General features: G+C 69.0%; 23 protein-coding genes. 2 read left to right on the top strand and 21 right to left on the bottom strand.

Features of this window, described 5'->3' with window-relative positions:
• Nucleotides 1-147: 147 nt before the first annotated feature.
• Both ED92_RS25845 and ED92_RS25840 read right to left on the bottom strand, forming a co-directional pair.
• Complete coding sequence (locus ED92_RS25845) at nucleotides 148-777, bottom strand: class F sortase (protein WP_037342859.1); 630 nt, start codon at nucleotides 775-777, stop codon at nucleotides 148-150.
• A gap of 7 nt (nucleotides 778-784) precedes the next feature.
• Complete coding sequence (locus ED92_RS25840) at nucleotides 785-1,858, bottom strand: hypothetical protein (RefSeq protein ID WP_037342856.1); 1,074 nt, start codon at nucleotides 1,856-1,858, stop codon at nucleotides 785-787.
• Between the two features lie 265 nt (nucleotides 1,859-2,123).
• Here ED92_RS25840 and ED92_RS25835 point away from each other — a divergent pair, with 265 nt between their 5' ends.
• Both ED92_RS25835 and ED92_RS25830 read left to right on the top strand, forming a co-directional pair.
• Complete coding sequence (locus ED92_RS25835; RefSeq protein WP_037343441.1) at nucleotides 2,124-2,507, top strand: helix-turn-helix transcriptional regulator; 384 nt, start codon at nucleotides 2,124-2,126, stop codon at nucleotides 2,505-2,507.
• Between the two features lie 2 nt (nucleotides 2,508-2,509).
• Nucleotides 2,510-2,923: a Fur family transcriptional regulator gene (locus tag ED92_RS25830; RefSeq protein ID WP_020629376.1), complete on the top strand. Its 414-nt coding sequence runs from the start codon at nucleotides 2,510-2,512 to the stop codon at nucleotides 2,921-2,923.
• A 64-nt stretch (nucleotides 2,924-2,987) separates the two neighbouring features.
• Here ED92_RS25830 and ED92_RS43160 read toward each other — a convergent pair whose 3' ends face one another.
• The 19 genes from ED92_RS43160 to ED92_RS25735 all read right to left on the bottom strand — a co-directional run bounded on the left by ED92_RS43160 (nucleotide 2,988) and on the right by ED92_RS25735 (nucleotide 17,187).
• Nucleotides 2,988-3,518, bottom strand: coding sequence for a hypothetical protein (locus tag ED92_RS43160; RefSeq protein WP_200882750.1), 531 nt, complete (start codon nucleotides 3,516-3,518; stop codon nucleotides 2,988-2,990).
• An 11-nt stretch (nucleotides 3,519-3,529) separates the two neighbouring features.
• On the bottom strand, nucleotides 3,530-4,255 hold the full coding sequence (locus ED92_RS25820; RefSeq protein WP_037342851.1) for a TIGR03943 family protein: 726 nt from the start codon (nucleotides 4,253-4,255) through the stop codon (nucleotides 3,530-3,532).
• Entirely contained in the window at nucleotides 4,252-5,268 is a 1,017-nt protein-coding gene (locus tag ED92_RS25815; protein ID WP_016332474.1) for a permease, read from the bottom strand. The genes ED92_RS25820 and ED92_RS25815 overlap by 4 nt, the downstream gene beginning before the upstream one ends.
• Before the next feature lie 37 nt (nucleotides 5,269-5,305).
• Entirely contained in the window at nucleotides 5,306-5,728 is a 423-nt protein-coding gene (locus ED92_RS25810) for a hypothetical protein (RefSeq protein ID WP_005158775.1), read from the bottom strand.
• Entirely contained in the window at nucleotides 5,725-6,546 is an 822-nt protein-coding gene (locus ED92_RS25805) for an isoprenyl transferase (protein ID WP_037342848.1), read from the bottom strand. The genes ED92_RS25810 and ED92_RS25805 overlap by 4 nt, the downstream gene beginning before the upstream one ends.
• Before the next feature lie 39 nt (nucleotides 6,547-6,585).
• On the bottom strand, nucleotides 6,586-7,347 hold the full coding sequence (gene recO / locus ED92_RS25800; RefSeq protein WP_037342846.1) for a DNA repair protein RecO: 762 nt from the start codon (nucleotides 7,345-7,347) through the stop codon (nucleotides 6,586-6,588).
• 49 nt (nucleotides 7,348-7,396) lie between these two features.
• Nucleotides 7,397-7,825, bottom strand: coding sequence for a CD225/dispanin family protein (locus ED92_RS25795; protein WP_037342843.1), 429 nt, complete (start codon nucleotides 7,823-7,825; stop codon nucleotides 7,397-7,399).
• 38 nt (nucleotides 7,826-7,863) lie between these two features.
• Complete coding sequence (locus ED92_RS25790; RefSeq protein ID WP_037342840.1) at nucleotides 7,864-8,325, bottom strand: CD225/dispanin family protein; 462 nt, start codon at nucleotides 8,323-8,325, stop codon at nucleotides 7,864-7,866.
• Between the two features lie 55 nt (nucleotides 8,326-8,380).
• Nucleotides 8,381-9,457 (bottom strand): RDD family protein, encoded by a 1,077-nt coding sequence (locus tag ED92_RS25785; RefSeq protein WP_037342837.1) that lies wholly within the window; start codon nucleotides 9,455-9,457, stop codon nucleotides 8,381-8,383.
• 146 nt (nucleotides 9,458-9,603) lie between these two features.
• Nucleotides 9,604-10,056: a DUF2752 domain-containing protein gene (locus ED92_RS25780; protein WP_037342836.1), complete on the bottom strand. Its 453-nt coding sequence runs from the start codon at nucleotides 10,054-10,056 to the stop codon at nucleotides 9,604-9,606.
• Entirely contained in the window at nucleotides 10,053-10,403 is a 351-nt protein-coding gene (locus ED92_RS25775) for a CD225/dispanin family protein (protein WP_016332466.1), read from the bottom strand. The genes ED92_RS25780 and ED92_RS25775 overlap by 4 nt, the downstream gene beginning before the upstream one ends.
• Nucleotides 10,404-10,428: 25 nt before the next feature.
• The gene (locus ED92_RS25770) at nucleotides 10,429-10,770 is read right to left on the bottom strand and encodes a CD225/dispanin family protein (protein WP_016332465.1); all 342 of its coding nucleotides are present in this window, start codon (nucleotides 10,768-10,770) and stop codon (nucleotides 10,429-10,431) included.
• Between the two features lie 156 nt (nucleotides 10,771-10,926).
• Complete coding sequence (era, locus tag ED92_RS25765) at nucleotides 10,927-11,826, bottom strand: GTPase Era (RefSeq protein WP_016332464.1); 900 nt, start codon at nucleotides 11,824-11,826, stop codon at nucleotides 10,927-10,929.
• Nucleotides 11,826-12,152 (bottom strand): hypothetical protein, encoded by a 327-nt coding sequence (locus ED92_RS25760; protein WP_037342833.1) that lies wholly within the window; start codon nucleotides 12,150-12,152, stop codon nucleotides 11,826-11,828. Before ED92_RS25760 ends, era begins: the two co-directional genes overlap by 1 nt.
• The gene (locus tag ED92_RS25755; protein ID WP_037342830.1) at nucleotides 12,145-13,497 is read right to left on the bottom strand and encodes a hemolysin family protein; all 1,353 of its coding nucleotides are present in this window, start codon (nucleotides 13,495-13,497) and stop codon (nucleotides 12,145-12,147) included. The genes ED92_RS25760 and ED92_RS25755 overlap by 8 nt, the downstream gene beginning before the upstream one ends.
• A gap of 13 nt (nucleotides 13,498-13,510) precedes the next feature.
• On the bottom strand, nucleotides 13,511-14,065 hold the full coding sequence (ybeY, locus tag ED92_RS25750) for an rRNA maturation RNase YbeY (RefSeq protein ID WP_016332461.1): 555 nt from the start codon (nucleotides 14,063-14,065) through the stop codon (nucleotides 13,511-13,513).
• A complete protein-coding gene (locus ED92_RS25745) occupies nucleotides 14,062-15,147 on the bottom strand; it encodes a PhoH family protein (RefSeq protein ID WP_037342828.1) in 1,086 nt (361 codons plus the stop codon). The genes ybeY and ED92_RS25745 overlap by 4 nt, the downstream gene beginning before the upstream one ends.
• Nucleotides 15,148-15,261: 114 nt before the next feature.
• Nucleotides 15,262-15,612: a histidine triad nucleotide-binding protein gene (locus tag ED92_RS25740; protein ID WP_037342826.1), complete on the bottom strand. Its 351-nt coding sequence runs from the start codon at nucleotides 15,610-15,612 to the stop codon at nucleotides 15,262-15,264.
• 822 nt (nucleotides 15,613-16,434) lie between these two features.
• Nucleotides 16,435-17,187, bottom strand: coding sequence for a 16S rRNA (uracil(1498)-N(3))-methyltransferase (locus tag ED92_RS25735; RefSeq protein WP_037342824.1), 753 nt, complete (start codon nucleotides 17,185-17,187; stop codon nucleotides 16,435-16,437).
• Between the last annotated feature and the right edge of the window lie 3 nt (nucleotides 17,188-17,190).

Here is a 17,190-nt window from a genome sequence, read left to right as displayed (position 1 = left end):
TCCTTGCTCGCGTGTGGCCGCCGGAGCGGCCGGTGTCGCTAGACACGCGACGCGAGCCGAGAGAGGTTGCACCGACTTCCCGCGTTTCGTCCTCTGAATGCGGTCCTTGCGCGTGCAACTACCGCATTCAGAGGACGAAACGCGGGGTCAGGCGGGCGGGCCGGAAACGGGGGTCGCGACGATCACCCGGTTGTCCCGGTAGCCGTCGGTCCCGCCCAGGTAGTCGCCGCCGCAGGTGACCAGGACCAGCCGATGTGGCCCGCTCTGTGCGAACAGCTTCGCCGCCTGCGCGGGCAGGTCGTTCTTGTGCACCGTGACGACCTCCCGCACGCGATAGACCCAGATGCCGCCCGCCGCGTCGCTGACGGCCACCTCCTGGCCCTCGTGCATCCGCCACAACTCGTCGAACGGCCCTTTGACGCCGCCCCAGTTGACGTGCCCGGAGATCAGCGACGTACCCGCTTCGGCACCGAGCCGCGAGCCCCACCAGGCCGCGTCGCCGAGCCCTCGCGGGATCGGGAGGACGCCAGTGGAGTTGACCTCGGAACGCACGAGCCTCGCCGATCCGCCTTCGGGCAGGCGGATGGTGCCGGGCCGCTGCCCGCGTTTCGAACTGTCGGCGGGCAACGCCAGCGGGGCGCCGTCCTCACCCGGCAAGACCGCGGGTTCCGCGAGCGACACCGGCTGTTCCGGCGGGATCCAGGTCAGCACGATCACGCCCGCGGAGATGGCGAGCGCCGAGACGACGGCGGACAGTGCCGCCAGCCAAGGCCGCACGAGGTCGCTACTTCTCCCGCACCGGAACGGGTTTGCGACGACGCAAGAGCAGCATGGCCGCGGCGCCGATCACGATGCCGCCGCCCAGCAGCCCGAGCCCGACCACGGTCCGCGTCGAGTCGGCGGCCTGCGGCGGGATACCGCCCGCGGGCACCGTCCCCGGTACCGCGGGCTGTTCGGGCGCCGCGCCCGGGCCGGTACCGCCGGCGGGCTTCGCGACGAAGTTCTTCGGGATCGAGCAGCTCACGCCGCCGAGCACGAGCGTCGTGCGGGCCTCGCGCAGATCCTTGCCCGCGCCGTCGCGCACGTGCGTGACGATGTCCACCTTCCAGCCTGCCACCGCGGTCACGTCGCCGTCGCGCCAGCCGTCCTGCCGGATCAGCTGGTCGAAGGCGGTCACGCGGGACACGGTCAGGTCGGAGGTGGTCTTGTCCTTGCTGGCCGTTTTGTCGATTTCGCCGGTCGAGGGCGGACCGAGCTTGAGCCCCTTGACATCGACGCCCGAAGCGCCGGACGGCTTGAGCGCGCCGGTTTCGTCCCGCACCCAGATCTTGCCCACGCTCGTCGACGACGTCGCCTTGCTCGGCGACGAGCAGTCGACGGCGCTCTTCGCGCCTTCGAGGACCAGCACGGTGTTGTCGGCGGGCTTCGCGCCACCGCGCCCGTTGTCGAGCAGGGCGTAGTTGCTCTCCGCGACCGCCGTCGGGACCGTGGTCTGCTGCAGCGCGGCGAGCACGTTGTGGTCGCGGCTGGCGATACCGGGAGGGAACGGGCTCTGGGCGCCGAAGCGGCCCAGGTTGACGGCCCATTTGTCGCCGAAGGTGTTCTTCTCGCCGTTGTCACGCGGGACGACGGTGCGGTCCGGGGAGAGTTTCGACTGGCCGGGCGTCAGCGGTGAGCGCTGGGTTTCGGTGATCAACGATCCCGGGTTCCCGATGCGCACCGACGCCACATTCGCGAACGACACGGGGCCGGTCTTCTCATCGACGGCCTGCGTCGTCTGCGCCGAGGCGAGCCCCGGGACCGACGCCAAAGCGACGGCCGCCGTCGCGGCGGCCAGCTTCGTCACGAAACGAGTCATGTCTCCCCACTGCCTCTCCGGGCCCTCAGAGCGCGGTCGTCGGCATACGAGAAGCGACGAAACGCTCCGCGACAACCTTGCACCGTTGGCGACCACATGCGAAGTGGAATGGTCATTTCTTTGCGAAGTCACCCGAATGGAGCAGTAACATCGCCGCCAAGTGGTCGCCCGGTCGGCGAACAGACCACCGGGGACGGGAACACTAAGATGGGCTGGACTGTTACTGGCAATGACTTCGGAAATCATGATGGACATGGAGGCGGCGATGGCTACGGTGACCCCGGACTCTGCCGCCCCGGGTCTCGCGGAAGACCCTGGACCGCATTCGTCGGCCCGTCCCCCCGCCGAACCGGCGACGTCGGCCTCACCCGCCGTCCTCGCGGACGCCGGTGACCTGCTCCGGGCGCTCGCCGCGCCCGTGCGCATCGCCATCGTCCTGCAGTTGCGTAACGCGGACAGGTGCGTGCACGAACTGGTGGACACACTCGATGTCGCGCAGCCGCTGATCAGCCAGCACCTGCGGGTGCTGAAGACCGCGGGTGTCGTACAGGGTGAGCGACGCGGCCGTGAGGTGGTGTACCGGCTGGTCGACGATCACCTTGCGCATATCGTGGTGGACGCCGTAGCCCACGTTCAGGAGGGGAAGTGAGCATGAGTCCGACGACGGCCAACAGTTCCGCGCCGGTGCCGGGACGCCGGTCGACGAAACAGCGGGCCGCCGTGGTCGAGCTGCTCAAGGAGATCGACGACTTCCGTTCCGCCCAGGAACTGCACGACGAGCTGCGCAAACGCGGCGACGGCATCGGGCTCACCACGGTGTACCGGACGCTGCAGTCGCTGTCGGAGGCCGGCGAGATCGACGTCCTGCGCACCGACACCGGCGAGGCCATCTACCGGCGTTGCTCGTCGCACCACCACCATCACCTGGTGTGCCGCCTCTGCGGCAGCACGGTCGAGGTCGAGGGCCCCGCGGTGGAGCGGTGGGCCGAGAAGATCGCTTCGGAGCACGGGTTCTCCGACATCAGCCACACCGTGGAGATCGTCGGGACCTGCTCGAACCACTGACGAGCGCTATGAACGGTCCGTTCCTTGCAAATTTTGCAAGGAACGGACCGTTCATGGCATCGGGTCAGCCCACGATGAACCCGCCGTGGCCGGAAGTCTCGCGGAGCCAGGCGAGCCAATCCCGCCACAGTTCGTCGGCCTCCAGTTCGGAGCGCAGCACCGCGGGCGCCGTTGCGTAGCGTTCGAGCGCTTGTCCGATCTCCTGGTCGCCGACGATCCACGGCCCGTTGCTCATCAGCTTGAACTCCGGGATCCCCACCATGCCCGCGACGGTCTGCGCCGAAGCGGCGCGCTCGGCGCTGTCATACTCGTCGCGACGGTCCTGCGCCGCGGACAGCCAGTCCTCGGTGTCGGCAAAAGGCCAGGCGGGAAACGGACGATATTCCGCTTCGTAGGTCATCGCCGTGCGCCGCATCCCCTCGCGGCACGCTGCCATCCCCATGACGTTCAGGTGGAACTGGAACGGCGCGGCCAGTTCGAAATACGAGCTCGCGCAGTGGGGGACGTGCACACAGCGGACAAGGCAGGCCTCGAAACGATCCCGGGCGGCCGCGGCCGGCTCCGGTAGGTCCACCCACTCCAGGTCGTAACCCATGACGTCCGGGCTCAGTACTCGTAGGGGTCCTTCGGCGCCGGCACCTGCCGCACCGAAGTGAGCGTCAGGTCCGGCATGTAGCTGTTCTCCCGCACCGCGGTCCCCGGCACGACCGTCCCGGTGACCTCCAGCCAGGTGTCGTTCCCGAAACCCGACACGCCCTCGCCCACCATCCGCACGGTGATCGGGAAGGCGTCGGCCGCGCAGCAGCCGATGACCATCCGCGCCAGCATCGTGTTGCCCTCGTTGTGCACGACGAAGCCGGACAGCCGCACCGTGCGCCCGTTCAGCGAGCCACTGGAATCCCACCCCGCCCGGCTGACGAACTCGTTGACCTCCAGCGGGACCACGTCCCCGGCGGGCAGGGGCGGGAAGGCGGCCGCGTTGCTCGCCGAGGCGCTCTGTGGCGCCCTGGCCTCGGTGCGGGTCACCGAATCGGCGCCCAGCGCGGGCGGCGCGACCAGGAACACGGCCAGCACCGGCACCATCAGCAGCCACGCCGACCGGGTGTTGTGGTCGTGCGCGTGGACGTCCCCGGACACGACGGCGGCGGCCCGCGCGGCCAGCAGGTCGCGGACGATCGCGACCGCGCCCAGCGCCACCATCACCGCGCCGCCCGCGATGATCCACGGTTGCTGCGCGGGTTTGACGTAGCGCAGGTAGTCGCCGTTGATCGCGATCTTCAGCAACGCGCCGCCGAGCAGGATCAACAGGATGTTCTGGGTCTCGCGTTTCACGCGCCACCTCCGAGGATCAGCACACCCGACACGACGGCGCACGAGAGCGCGACCACGAACGTCACCGGCGCGAACCGGAGCGCGAAGGACTTGCCGAAGGTGCCCGTCTGCAGGGCGAACAGCTTCACGTCGATCGCGGGCCCGACCACCAGGAACACCAGTTTCGGCAGCAGCGGCATCGCGGTCAGCGACGCGGCGACGAAGGCGTCGGCCTCACTGCACAGGGCCAGCACGACGGCGAGCACGGCCATCACCAGCACCCCGAGCACGATCTGCTCCCCCAGCACCCCGAACCACTTGGCGGGAACCAGCACGTTCATCGCGGCGGCGATCATCGCGCCGAGCACGAGGAAACCGCCCGCCTCGACCAGATCCGCCCGCGCGGTCTCGGCGAAGGTCTTCCACCGCGAACCGTGCTGAACCTCCGGAAGCCGCCGCAAAGCCCGCTCCGCGATCCAGTCGAGCTTGCCCCACTTCGCCCACAGCCAGCCCATCACCATCGCGGTGGCGAGCGAACCGGCGAACCGGGCGAACACCATTTCCGGGTTTCCGGGGAACGCCACCGCCGTGGCGACCAGCACCACCGGGTTCACCGCGGGCGCGGCGAGCAGGAAGGTCAGCGCGGCCGCGGGCGCGACGCCCTGGCCGATCAGCCGCCGCGCGACCGGCACCGACGCGCATTCACAACCCGGCAGGGCGACCCCGGCCAGCCCCGCGACACCGACCGCGGCACCGGCCCGGCGAGGGAGCACCTTCTCCAGCACCCGCGCGGGCACGAACGCCGCGATCGCGCCGCTGATCAGCACCCCGAGCACCAGGAACGGCAGCGCCTGCACGCAGACGGCGACGAACACCGTCGAGCCGGTCCGCAGCGCGGGCACGTCGAACACCTGCTGGAGCCAGCTCTGCCCGAGGATCGCGATCAGCAGGATCGCGCAGAGCACCTCGATCGAGGTGATCTTGAACCGCCGGGCCGGCTTCTTCTCCGGGGCGCTTCTGGAAATGGTTTCCATGCGCGCGATGATGCCAGGTGACCCTGCGTTCTGGCGGTCACTCCCCGGGAGCGGTGCCCAGCAGGTCCGAACGCAGCTGCGACGCGGTCGAGACGACCAGCATGAGCAGCGTCCCGAGCGGCGAGGGGTCCATGCCCTCGGCCGGGAACGCGTACCTCAGCGTGATGTCGATGCCCTTCTCCGAACGCACGACCCCGAGCGTGCCGAACAGGCCCTGTCCGGCGCGTTCCGCCGCCGAGGCCGCGATCGCCGGGTCGTCCGGCAGATCCCAGGCCACGACGCAGGTCAGGCTCAGCACGGTCAGCCCTTCGGCCAGCCGGGTCGCCTGGATGACGCACGGGACGTCCGCGTGCGAGAAGGTCAGCGCGCCGTCGTCGTCGACGTGGACTTCGAGATAGCGCTCGAGGGCTTCCCGCGCGGAGGTGAGCAGGGCCGCCGTGTCCGCCGCCTCGGTGGTCATGAGGTTCCTTCCGAAGCCTTGTCGACGGCCCCGCCGAAGCGGCGGTCCCGTTTCGCGAATTCGAGGCACGCCCGCCACAGGTGGGTGCGGTCGAAGTCGGGGAAGAGCGTGTCCTGGTAGACCATCTCGGCGTAGGCCGACTGCCAGAGCAGGAAGTTCGACGTCCGCTGCTCCCCCGACGGCCGCAGGAACAGGTCCACGTCCGGCATGTCGGGCTGGTAGAGGTACTTGCCGATGGTCTTCTCGGTGACCTTGTCCGGGTTCAGTTTCCCGTCGGCGACGTCCTGCGCGATCCGGCGCATGGCGTCGCCCAGTTCGGCACGGCCGCCGTAGTTGACGCACATGGTCATGTTCAGCGCCGTGTTGTGCTTGGTCTTCTCCTCGGCGACCTGGAGTTCCTTGATGACGCTCGCCCACAGCTTGGGGCGGCGGCCCGCCCAGCGGATGCGGACGCCGATCGAACCGAGGTAGTCGACCTGGCGGCGGATGGTGTCGCGGTTGAAGCCCATCAGGAAACGGACCTCCTCCGGGCTCCGCTTCCAGTTCTCGGTGGAGAACGCGTACACCGAAAGCCATTTGACGCCGAGCTCCACGGCGCCGCTGGCGACGTCGATCATCACCGCTTCACCGCGTTTGTGGCCCTCGATCCGCGGCAGTCCCCGCTGGTTGGCCCAGCGGCCGTTGCCGTCCATCACCAGCGCCACGTGCTTCGGGAGGAGTTCCTTGGGGATCTCCGGCGGCCGGGCACCGGACGGATGCGGCTCCGGCGCGCGAAGTTCGAATTGTGACGCCTTGTTCTCGCGTCCCCTGCGCAGCACCTTCGAGCCTCCTGATCGAGTGAACCTGTGCCTGCGACCCTACTGCGCCTGCGCGCCGGCCTCCCGCGCACGCCTCTCCACCAGCGGCAGCGACCGCAACTGACGCTCCAGATGCCACTGCAGATGCGCCGCGACCAGGCCGGACGCGTCCCGCCGCGGCACCGGCAGCGACGCCTCGGCCACCGGCCACTCGCCGTGCAGGAGCGCCGCGAGCAGCGTCAGCACCTCTTGGGAGGGGTGGACACAGCCGGGAACCCGGCAATCCGGGCACATCGAACCCCCGGCGGACACGCTGAACGCCTTGTGCGGACCGGGCAGGCCGCAGCGGGCGCATTCGGTGATCGCGGGCGCCCAGCCGGCGTAGGCCATGGCCCGCAGGAAGAAGGCGTCGAGGATGAGGGAACTGTCCCGTTCGCCGCCCGCCAGCGCCCGGAGCGCCCCGACGACGAGCATGTAGAGCTTGAGCACCGGCTCGCCTTCTTCGGCGGACAGCCGGTCCGCGGTCTCGGCGATGGCGCTCGCGGCGGTGTAGCGCTGGTAGTCGGCCACCAGCGGCAGCGCGAAGGCGTCGACCGTCTCGACCTGGGTGATCACGTCGAGCGAGCGGCCGGTGTAGAACTGGACGTCGACGTGCCCGAACGGCTCCAGACGCGCCCCGAAGCGCGATGACGTCCGACGCACGCCCTTCGCGACCGCACGGACCTTGCCGTGCCGTCGCGTGAGCAGGGTGACGATCCGGTCGGCCTCACCCAGCTTGTGCGTCCGCAACACCACTCCGGTGTCGCGATAGAGGTTCACCACCCCGACATCGTCCCACCTGGGACCGACATCGGGGTGGTGCGCCCCGGAATCAGCAGTAGCTGCTGCTGTAGCAGCTCGAGACCGACGCGGTCGCGACGATCGAGATGATGATCATCACGATGGCGAACACGCAGCCGAGGCCGCCGATGATCGACGCGATCATGCACATGGTCCTCGTGGACCTCGACGCGTCCGCGGCGGCGGCGTAGTTGCCCTGCATCTTGTAGGTGTTGACCTCGTTGGACTTCATGATCGCGAAGATCGCGATGATCCAGCAGAGGAAGATGCAGCCGATCGCCCAGCCCTTGTAGTCCTTGATGGCGTTGATGTCGCCCCCGGGCATACCGCCCGGCGCGCCGTAAGGGGAAGGCTGACCGTACGGAGCAGGCTGGCCGTAGGGGGCGGGCATGCCACCGGACGGCGGCCCATAGCCAGGCTGCTGTCCGTAAGGCTGCTGCTGGCCGTAGGGGTTGGTCATGAAAGTGGTCCTCGTCGTTCTTTCGGCTACGGGTCGGGCTAGATGCTCGCGGCGACCAGGACGATCCAGAGAATGGAGAACAGGCAGCCGACACCGCCGATGATCGAGGCGATCATGCACATGGTCTTCGTCGACTTCGACGCGTCCATGGCGGCGGCGTAGTTGCCCTGCATCTTGTACGTGTTGACCTCGTTGGACTTCATGATCGCGAAGATCGCGATGATCCAGCAGAGGAAGATGCAGCCGATCGCCCAGCCCTTGTAGTCCGGGATCGAGTTGATGTCACCACCACCGGGCATACCGCCCGGCGCGCCATAGGGCGCGGGCTGACCGTACGGCGCGGGCTGGCCGTACGGCGCCGGCTGGCCGTACGGCATCGGGTTCGGGCCGGAAGGCTGGCCGTACGGCGCGGGCGTGGCGCCGGACGGGGGTCCGTATCCGGGCTGAGGCTGCTGGCCATAGGGCTGCTGGCCGGGCTGCTGGCCGTACGGGTTCGTCATCGGGGTTCCCCACTTTTGTCGCATTTGCCGACGGGTGGATCCCGCCGGTTTTTCCTTACTGTTGCGGTGTTCCGGGCCCGTTCGGCCCATCCGCTCCGGGCAACTGCTGCCTCAGCTGCTCCGGGGTGATCTTCTGCGTCGGCTCGGCTTCGTCGAACCCTGACGGTGCCTGCTGAGGCTGCTGCCCCGGGCGGAGGACCTGCGTCGGCTCGGCCTCGCCCAGAGCCGGCTCAGGCTGGGACTCCGGTGACGGCGCCGCGGTTCCGTGCGGCGGCTGCCCGAAGGGCTGGGACGGCTGCTGCCCGAACGGCTGCGGCGGCTGGGGCTGCTGGCCGAACGGGGACTGCTGCTGCGGCTGTTGTTGCGGCTGGCCGAACGGCGCGGGCGGCGCGGGGAACGGCGAAGACGACGGAGGCGCCGGAAATCCCGACGTCTGGCCGAACGGCGCCGCCGCGGCCGCCGACGCTTCGCCCGGCACGACGATGGTGCTGAGGATCTTGTCGGCGAAGGTCTGGTTCTTCTCGTCCCACAGCGGCCAGAGGTAACCGAGACCGCAGACCCAGCCGTCCAGGTTGTGGCACAGGTCCCGGACGAAGGCCATCAGCGGGCCGATCGGCTGGCCGTCACTCTCGCGGACGAGCTTGATCTTCAGGATCTTCTTGCCGAGCGACTGACCGGTGGTGCCCATCTTGATCCACCGGTTGTAGACGGTCCAAGCGAACCCAGCGAGATAACCGAGACCGGCGACGAACAGGCCGATCGTGTCAGGCCCCACCGCCGAGATGATCGCGCCGATGATCGGCAGCACGACGATCGGGCCGAAGTCGATGAGCGTCGCGCCCGCACGCACTCCCCAGTGGGCGTAGTCGGTCCGCGGCCCGAACTGGGAGGCCTGGCCGAACGGCGAAGCCTGCCCCTGCTGCCCGAAGGGAGACTGCGGCTGCTGCTGGCCGAACGGAGACGACGGCTGCTGGCCGAAAGGCGACTGCGGCTGCTGCCCGAACGGCGAGGGCTGTTCTCCCGACGGCTGCTGCCCGAACGGCGACTGCGGCTGCGGTGACTGCGGCTGCCCATCCCCGGATCCGGGCGGCGGCTGCTGTCCCGGCGGCTGCTGGCCGTAGGGAGTGGTCATCGAAATCCCCTCGCTGGTTCCTCGCCCCTGGCGCACGGGGCCTCTGCGGCGACCCGGGCTGAATGTACGGCATGGGTACACACCGAGCAGACCGGTGCGCGGGAGCGTACTCGGTACCACCGACGATCCGGGCCTCGGCCCGGCACTCACACGTAAAGCGAGGTGAACGGGGCGAAGGGCAGGTTACGGATGACGAACCAGACGACGAACACGACACCGAACGCGAGCGGCGTCCAGCGCCAGTGCAGCCAGCTGTCCACCGCACGGCCGCGGAGCCTGCCGACCGCCCAGGCGACCGTGCTCCAGATGAGCAGCAGAACGACCACAAAGGACACCGCGTTGTAGTGCAGCGCGGCGGGGATGTCCCCGTGCAGCGCGCTGTAGACCATGCGCATGCCGCCGCAGCCCGGACACGCGATGCCCAGCAGGGTCTTGGTGGGACAGACCGGAAGCGGCCCGCCCGGGGTGGTGGGATCGCCCAGCCAGAGGGCGACACAGCCGAGGCCCGCCCCGGCGGCGATGGCCAGGGGCGGCCCCAGCGCGCGGGCCTTGGCTTTGAACCCGCGCGCCGGGAATCCCGTGTAGACGGACGACGTCACGGCGTGAAGCTTCCCGCCGACGCGCCGATGATGATCATCACCACGATGAAGATGATGTACAGCAGGAAAAGACCGCCGGTGGCGATCGCTCCCCACATGGACCACTTCTTCGCGTCGTCGGCGGCCTTCTGGGCTTCGGCGTGGAAGCCCTGCGACCACAACGTCTGCACCTGGCTCGACTTCACGATCGCGACGATACCCAGCGGCAAGCAGCACAACACCGTGCAGAGGATGGCCCACACCAGGTTGTTGTCCGGCGGGGGTCCGTAGTTCGGCATGCCGCCGTAATACGGCTGCTGCGGCGGTGGCCCGCCAGGAGGCGGGTAGTTCGGGTACTGGTCGGTCATGAGGTCTCCCCCTCGAGCGCCGGGATCAGCGGTAGTTGTTCACGTCCACCGAGGCCGCGAACACGCCGAGGAAGACGACGAGGACAACGTACAGAACGATGAGCACGCCACCGACGATCGCCGCGATGATCGACCACTTCTTGGCCGCGTCGGCCGCTTCCTGCGCGGCGGCGGGCTGGCCCTGCGCCCAGAGGGTGTTCACCTGGTTCGCCTTGACGATGGCGACGATACCGAAGGGCAGGCAGCACAGGATCGTGGTGAGGATCGCCCACACCAGGTTGTTGTTGGGCGGCGGGCCGGGGTTGTTGAAGCCTCCACCGCCCTGAGGGTCGCCGGAGTAGTTGGGCAGGCCCTGGTTGTCGGTCATTTACCGCTTTCCCTTCACGAATGAGATGTGGAACTGCGACCCGGGCGCGCCGCCCGATCAGCGATCACCGGAGTCAAGGGTTGAGACTCTAAGGTCACCCGTCCGGTTCCACACCATCAACCGGTCTCCGCGACCGAATCGAGACATTCCGTTCAGTCAGAAGCCCAGCCGTCGCAACTGACGGGGGTCGCGCTGCCACTCTTTGGCGACCTTGATGTGCAGATCGAGGTAGACCTTCGAACCGAGGAGCCCCTCGATCTGCTGCCGGGCGCGGGCGCCGACGTCCTTGAGCCGCTCACCCTTGTGCCCGAGGATGATGCCCTTCTGGCTCGGTCGTTCCACATAAAGGAACGCGTGCACGTCGATCATGTCGTCCCTGCCCTCGTGAGGCAGCATCTCCTCGACGGTGACGGCGATCGAGTGCGGGAGTTCGTCCCGGACGCCCTCCAGTGCCGCCTCGCGGATCAGCTCGGCGACCAGGGTCTGTTCCGGCTCGTCGGTGAGTTCGCCGCCCGGATACAGCTGCGGGCCCTCGGGAAGGTGGCGCACCAACAGATCCGACAGCGCACCGACCTGGAAACCGTCCACAGCGGACACCGGGATCAGCTCGGCGAACTCCATGACCTCCTGCAGGGCGAGCAACTGCTCGGCGACCTGCTCGGGTTTCACGAGATCCGTCTTGGTGACGACGCCGATCACGGGAGTGCGCTTGGCGATCTTCTTCAGTTCGGCGGCGATGAACCGGTCGCCGGGGCCGACTTTTTCGTTGGCGGGCACGCAAAGCCCGACAACGTCCACTTCGGACCATGTCGAGTGGACGATGTCGTTCAGCCGCTCGCCGAGCAGGGTCCTCGGCCGGTGCAGGCCCGGTGTGTCGATGATCACCAGCTGCGCGTCGTCGCGGTGGACGATGCCGCGGATGGCGTGCCGGGTGGTCTGCGGTTTGCTGGAGGTGATCGCGACCTTGCTGCCGACGAGCGCGTTGGTCAGCGTCGACTTGCCCGCGTTGGGGCGCCCGACGAAGCAGGCGAAACCGGAACGATGCGGCTCGGCCATCAGTTCAGCACCTTGCCACTGGGGTCGGCCAGGTAGATCGGGGCCTCGGCGGCGATGTCGCGCACCGCGTGCACGGAAGCCTCCTGGAGCAGCCCTTCGGCGCTGACCACGACGGCGGCCTCGATTCCTTCGGCTCCGCTCGAAACGGCGGCGGCGACGGCGGCCTGCAGCGCGGTGAGCTTGAACGACGGCTGGTCGACCGTACTCGCCGCGTACGTGCGGCCGTCGGTGTCGCGGAGCGCGGCGCCTTCGGCGGCCTGGGTGCGGGCTCGCGCGGACCTGGCCAGGGTCACCAGCTTCTCGTCCTCGGCGTCCAGCTCAGGCATGTTCGACACTCCTGTCACTTTCATCGGGCTGCGGGACCCGGGTCCGGCGCCTGCCCTGGGCTGCGTCGGTCACCGCGTCCGCGTCGGCGGGGTGGACGACCACCGTGGTGATCCGCATCCGCCCGCGCCGGTCCTTACCGCCTTCGGCGAACAGCCGAAGGCCGGCGACCTCGGCTTCGGCCCCCGGCAGCGGGACCCTACCCAGTCGCTCGGCGAGCAGCCCGCCCACGGTCTCCACGTCGTGGTCTTCGAGGTCGATCCCGAACAGTTCACCCAGGTCGTCGATCGAGAGCCGGGACGAGACGCGGACCGCGCCGTTTTCGAGTTCTTCGACCTCGGGGCGTTCGTCGGCGTCGGATTCGTCGGTGATCTCGCCGACGATCTCCTCGAGGATGTCCTCGATGGTGAGCAGGCCGGCGGTGCCGCCGTACTCGTCGACGGCGATCGCCATGTGGTTGTGCGAGACCTGCATCTCCTTGAGCAGATCGTCGAGCCGTTTGGAGTCCGGCACGAAACTCGCCGGGTTCATCAGCTCCTCGACCCGCCGCTGCGAGCCGCCTTCGGCCATGTACGCGGGCATGAGGTCCTTGATGTTGACCACGCCCACCACGTCGTCGACGGAGTCGCCGATCACCGGCAGCCGGGTGAACCCGGTGCGCAGGGCCAGCGCGAGCGCCTGGCGCACGGTCTTGTCGTGCTCGATCCAGACGATCTCCGTGCGCGGCACCATGACCTCGCGCGCGACGGTGTCGCCGAGTTCGAACACCGAGTGGATCATCTCGCGTTCGGATTCCTCGACGACGCCCCGTTCCTGGGCGAGGTCGACCAGCTCACGCAGTTCGACTTCGGAGGTGAACGGGCCTTCACGGAAGCCGCGGCCGGGGGTGATGGCGTTACCGAGGACGATCAGCAGCCTGCTGAGCGGGCCGAGGATCGATCCGAGGACGCGGACGGGTCCCGCGACGACGAGCCCGATCCGGTACGGGTGCTGGCGGCCGAGGGTGCGCGGGCCGACACCGATGAGCACGTAGCTCACCACGACCATCACCCCCGCTGCGACCACGATGGCGAGCCACAGCGGCCGGATCCAGCCGAGGATGTCGACGGTGACCAGCACGGTCGCGGTCAGCTCGCAGGTCATCCGCAGCAGCAGGATCAGGTTGATGTGGCGGCGGCGTTCGGCGATGACCAGCGACAGCTGACGCGCGCCGGGGCGGCCGAGCCGGACGAGACCGTCGGCGCGGGCCTTGGAGACCGTGCTGACGGCGGCGTCGGCGGCCGCGAACACCCCGGCGAGCAGGATCAGCGCGATGGCGATGACCAGCAGGGCCGTGGGACTACCCATGTCCGCGGACCGCCTAGGCGGGGGGCTCTTCGGCGGGCGCGGCGTCGAGGCCGGCGGTGCCGAGGAGCCTGTCGTCCGCGGAGCGCTGCGCGTCGCGCTTGTTGTGCGCGGCCACCGCGGCCTGGAACTCGCCGAGGATCCGCTTCTGCAGACCGAACATCTCGCGTTCCTCGGCGGGTTCGGCGTGGTCGTAGCCGAGCAGGTGCAGCACCCCGTGGGTGGTGAGCAGGTGCAGCTCGTCCATCAGCGCGTGCCCGGCCGTCTTGGCCTGGTCCTTCGCGAACGCCGGGCACAGCACGATGTCGCCGAGCAGGGCGGGCGAGGCGTCGGGCGCGTCGGGACGGCGCGACGAGTCGAGCTCGTCCATCGGGAAGGCCATCACGTCGGTGGGACCGGGCAGGTCCATCCACCGCTCGTGCAGATCCTCCATCACCTCGAGGGTGACGAGCAGGATGGACAGCTCGGCGAGCGGGCTGACCTCCATCTTGTCGAGCGCGAAACGGGCGGCCGACACGATCGAGGTCTCGTCGACGTTCACGCCCGATTCATTGGCGATTTCGATGCTCATGAACGGCGCTGACCCTTCCAACCGCTGCCCTGGTCCTTGCTGTCCTGCAGCGCCTGCCACTTCTCGTACGCGTCGACGATGTCGCCGACGAGCTTGTGCCGCACCACGTCCTGGCTGGTGAGCTGGGCGAAGTGCAGATCCTCGACACCTTCGAGGATGTCGCGGACCACCCGGAGGCCGCTCTTCTGGCCGTTGGGGAGGTCGACCTGCGTGACGTCGCCGGTGACGACGATCTTGGCGCCGAACCCAAGCCGGGTGAGGAACATCTTCATCTGTTCCGGCGTGGTGTTCTGCGCTTCGTCGAGGATGATGAAGGCGTCGTTGAGGGTGCGGCCGCGCATGTACGCCAGCGGCGCGATCTCGATGGTGCCCGCCTGCATCAGCCGCGGGATCGACTCGGGCTCGACCATGTCGTGCAGCGCGTCGTACAGCGGGCGCAGGTACGGGTCGATCTTCTCGTTGAGCGTGCCCGGCAGGTAGCCGAGGCGCTCACCGGCTTCGACCGCCGGGCGGGTCAGCACGATGCGGGTGACCTGCTTCGCCTGCAGCGCCTGGACGGCCTTGGCCATGGCGAGGTACGTCTTGCCGGTACCGGCGGGGCCGATGCCGAAGACGATCGTGTGCTTGTCGATGGCGTCGACGTAGCGCTTCTGGTTGAGCGTCTTGGGCCGGATCGTCTTGCCGCGCCGGGAGATGATGTTCATGCTCAGCACTTCGGCCGGTGACTCGTGGTCACCGGTGGAGAGCATGCCGACGGTGCGGCGGACGGTGGCCGGGTCGACCTGCTGGCCGCGGCCGGCGAGCGTCACGAGTTCGGCGAAGACGCGTTCGGCGAAGGCGACGTCGGCGGGAGCGCCGGTCAGGGTGACCTCGTTGCCCCGGACGTGGACGTCGGCGGCGAGGAGCTCCTCGGCGACGCGGAGGTTTTCGTCCCTCGAGCCGAGCAGGCTGAGCGCGGCGGCGTCGGGGATGGGGAATCGGGACTGGGCCGCTTCGGTGATGGCGGCTTCGTCAGCCTTCGTCGGGGTGACGTCCGCGGGAACGTCGGGTCGGGCGGCTTCACCCGGTACGGTTCCGGCCACGTGGCCTCGGGCCTACTTCCTGCGCTTACGCTGCGATTTTCAACGACAGTGACGAGTTCGATGTTACTGGTTGCGGGTGGCGGCACGCAGTCCGGTTTCCGCAGGCCGCGCGCTTCAGCGCCCGAAATGCCCCAGCTGCTCGCCGCCGAGCACGTGCGCGTGCACGTGGAAGACGGTCTGTCCGGCGTCACCGTCGGTGTTGAAGACCACCCGGTACCCGGACTCCGCGATCCCCTCGATCTCCGCGACCTTGCGAGCCGTCGACGCGACGTCCGCGAGCAGCTGCGGATCGGCGGCGGCCAGCTCGGCGACGTTCCGGTACCGCTTCTTCGGCACCACGAGCACATGCACGCGAGCCTGCGGTGCTATGTCCCGGAACGCATACGTCGTCGCGTCCTCGTACACCTTGTCGGACGGGATCTCCCCCGCGATGATCCGCTCGAACAACGTCTCCGCGTCACTCATCCCCCCACCCTATCGCCCACGGGAGCCCCACGCGGACGGGGCGAAGGGCGCTTTCGCCGCGTCGCATGCGAGGAAAGTCCCCTTCGCGTCCAGGCGTCTCGGTCGGGGTGGTCGTTCTGGCTGGGGCTGAACGCAAGCCCGGTCCGTGAAGGCCTCCTTGCCTACCCTGAAGGTAGTGAAGGAGGCCTTCACGGACCTCGTGATCACCACTTTCGCTCCAGACGCACCAGCAGCCACGACGGCTGCGCGTGAAGGCCCCCTTCCCCAGTACTTGAAGCAGACAGGCCGCCGGCGACCGTTCGGTCGGAGTACCGATCAGCCGCACTCACGTGATCGAAGCCGGAACTCGCGTGATTCGCGGCGGAACACCCTGAGTGCGGCCTCCAAGCACGCGAGTCACGTCCCTGATCACGCGAGTCACGCCTTCACTCACGCCGCCTGTGTTCCCAAGTCCGTGAGGCACCCTTCGCCCCAACCCGAAACGCCGCTCACAACCACCCCGGCCGTCGACCTCACCGTGGGCCCCACGGGGCAACACGCGGAATCGCGCCACGGCGCGAATTTCGAAGCGAGGCAAGGAGCGAAGTACTTGCGAAGGGGCTCGAAATGAAGATGCCGCGGCGCGGTGGGCCCTGGGGGTCGGCCCACCGCCGCCGCGGCTCCGCCGGACCGAGGGGGGAGGTGCCCGGCGGGGATTCACGCGCGCGACCGGGCTTCATCCCCAGTGGCGCGCCGAAACCGTGTGTTGCGCGTCAGTTAACGAGAGTAACGGCTGTTTGCGTGATCGCGCCATAACTCGCCGCAAATTAGTGGGGTGTTTTTTCACTTCCAGCGGTCGGTGAGAACCCCCAGCGCGCCGAGTGCCACGGCGGCGGCGGTGGAGGTGCGCAAAACGGTGGGGCCCAACCGGATGGCGGTGGCGCCGGCGTCGGTGAGGGTGTTCAGTTCTTCGTCGGTGATGCCGCCCTCGGGGCCGACGACGAGAAGGATGTCGCCTTGTGCCGGGAGTTCGATCTCGGTGAGGCGGGTGGTGATGCCGGATTCGAGGACGAGTGCGCGGGAAACGGTCTGCGCGAGTTCGGCGAGTTCGCGGGTGGTGGCGGGTTCGGCGACTTCGGGGACGTGGGCGCGGCGGGCTTGCTTGGCGGCGGCGCGCGCGGTGGTGCGCCAGCGGGTGAGGGCTTTGTCGCCGCGGGTGCCTTCTTCCCAGCGGGCGACGCTGCGGGCGGCGCGCCAGGGGACGATGGCGTCGGCGCCGGCTTCGGTGGCGAGTTCGACGGCGAGTTCGCCGCGGTCGCCTTTCGCGAGGGCCTGGGCGACGATGACGCGCAGCGCGGGCGGGTCCTCGATCCAGTGTTCCTCGATGGCGAGGGTGAGCGCCGCGTCCCTGCCCGCCTGGACGGCTTCGACGACGCAGCGCGCCATGCCGCCTTCGCCGTCGGAGAGCACGAGACGCTCGCCGACGCGCAGGCGGCGGACGGTGGCGGCGTGCCGGGCTTCCTCGCCGTCGAGGGTGGTGCGCCCGGAGCCGGGCAGCGCGGCGGTGAGGAAGACCGGCAGTGTCGTCTCGGGCACGGG

The organism is Amycolatopsis sp. MJM2582, assembly GCF_000754115.1.
Taxonomy (GTDB): Bacteria; Actinomycetota; Actinomycetes; order Mycobacteriales; family Pseudonocardiaceae; genus Amycolatopsis; species Amycolatopsis japonica.
Note: the sequence above shows the minus strand (reverse complement) of the source record. Positions and strands in the feature narration are given on the sequence as shown.

What these genes read in the sequence shown, in the direction of transcription:
- ED92_RS25840 (WP_037342856.1), bottom strand. Translation starts at nt 1,858, where the DNA reads ATGACTCGTTTCGTGACGAAGCTGGCCGCCGCGACGGCGGCCGTCGCT.
- ED92_RS25835 (WP_037343441.1), top strand. Translation starts at nt 2,124, where the DNA reads ATGGCTACGGTGACCCCGGACTCTGCCGCCCCGGGTCTCGCGGAAGAC.
- ED92_RS25830 (WP_020629376.1), top strand. Translation starts at nt 2,510, where the DNA reads ATGAGTCCGACGACGGCCAACAGTTCCGCGCCGGTGCCGGGACGCCGG.
- ED92_RS43160 (WP_200882750.1), bottom strand. Translation starts at nt 3,518, where the DNA reads ATGGGTTACGACCTGGAGTGGGTGGACCTACCGGAGCCGGCCGCGGCC.
- ED92_RS25815 (WP_016332474.1), bottom strand. Translation starts at nt 5,268, where the DNA reads ATGGAAACCATTTCCAGAAGCGCCCCGGAGAAGAAGCCGGCCCGGCGG.
- ED92_RS25810 (WP_005158775.1), bottom strand. Translation starts at nt 5,728, where the DNA reads ATGACCACCGAGGCGGCGGACACGGCGGCCCTGCTCACCTCCGCGCGG.
- ED92_RS25795 (WP_037342843.1), bottom strand. Translation starts at nt 7,825, where the DNA reads ATGACCAACCCCTACGGCCAGCAGCAGCCTTACGGACAGCAGCCTGGC.
- ED92_RS25790 (WP_037342840.1), bottom strand. Translation starts at nt 8,325, where the DNA reads ATGACGAACCCGTACGGCCAGCAGCCCGGCCAGCAGCCCTATGGCCAG.
- ED92_RS25785 (WP_037342837.1), bottom strand. Translation starts at nt 9,457, where the DNA reads ATGACCACTCCCTACGGCCAGCAGCCGCCGGGACAGCAGCCGCCGCCC.
- ED92_RS25775 (WP_016332466.1), bottom strand. Translation starts at nt 10,403, where the DNA reads ATGACCGACCAGTACCCGAACTACCCGCCTCCTGGCGGGCCACCGCCG.
- ED92_RS25770 (WP_016332465.1), bottom strand. Translation starts at nt 10,770, where the DNA reads ATGACCGACAACCAGGGCCTGCCCAACTACTCCGGCGACCCTCAGGGC.
- era (WP_016332464.1), bottom strand. Translation starts at nt 11,826, where the DNA reads ATGGCCGAGCCGCATCGTTCCGGTTTCGCCTGCTTCGTCGGGCGCCCC.
- ED92_RS25760 (WP_037342833.1), bottom strand. Translation starts at nt 12,152, where the DNA reads ATGCCTGAGCTGGACGCCGAGGACGAGAAGCTGGTGACCCTGGCCAGG.
- ED92_RS25755 (WP_037342830.1), bottom strand. Translation starts at nt 13,497, where the DNA reads ATGGGTAGTCCCACGGCCCTGCTGGTCATCGCCATCGCGCTGATCCTG.
- ybeY (WP_016332461.1), bottom strand. Translation starts at nt 14,065, where the DNA reads ATGAGCATCGAAATCGCCAATGAATCGGGCGTGAACGTCGACGAGACC.
- ED92_RS25740 (WP_037342826.1), bottom strand. Translation starts at nt 15,612, where the DNA reads ATGAGTGACGCGGAGACGTTGTTCGAGCGGATCATCGCGGGGGAGATC.